Origin of the sequence: Enterobacter cloacae complex sp.6700776 (assembly GCF_048284255.1) — a bacterium.
Taxonomy (GTDB): domain Bacteria; phylum Pseudomonadota; class Gammaproteobacteria; order Enterobacterales; family Enterobacteriaceae; genus Enterobacter; species Enterobacter intestinihominis.
Map to the genome: position 1 here is coordinate 1 of NZ_JBLVYK010000078.1, position 368 is coordinate 368.

The window sequence follows — 368 nt, forward strand, 5'->3', positions numbered from 1 at the left end:
TTGTATTTTTGTGGCAAATTTGTGTAAATTTCTTGTAACTGAAAGATTTTTCTGGAAATCATAGACGTGATCATGATTTGCTAACAAGATGTGTTTATACTGTGATGGCTCTTACCTTACCAAATTTTGAAAGGACTTGATGATGGATGATAAATTAAAACAAAGCGCTCTCGATTTTCATGAGTTTCCTCATCCTGGGCCAATTACTGTAACACCAACCAAACCGGTAACTACTCAACGTGACCTAGCCTTAGCTTATTCTCCTGTCGTAGCGGTACCTTGCCTAGAAATCGCAGAAGAACCACTAAAAGCATACCGTTATACAGCGAAAGGTAACCTTGTGGGGGTTATCTCTAACGGTACTGCGG

At 39.7% G+C, this 368-nt stretch carries 1 pseudogene; it reads left to right on the plus strand.

Going from position 1 to position 368, the window contains the following annotated elements:
* Positions 1 to 142 precede the first annotated feature (142 nt).
* Positions 143 to 368, plus strand: a pseudogene (locus ACNQ0T_RS23295) (NADP-dependent malic enzyme); the annotation flags it as partial.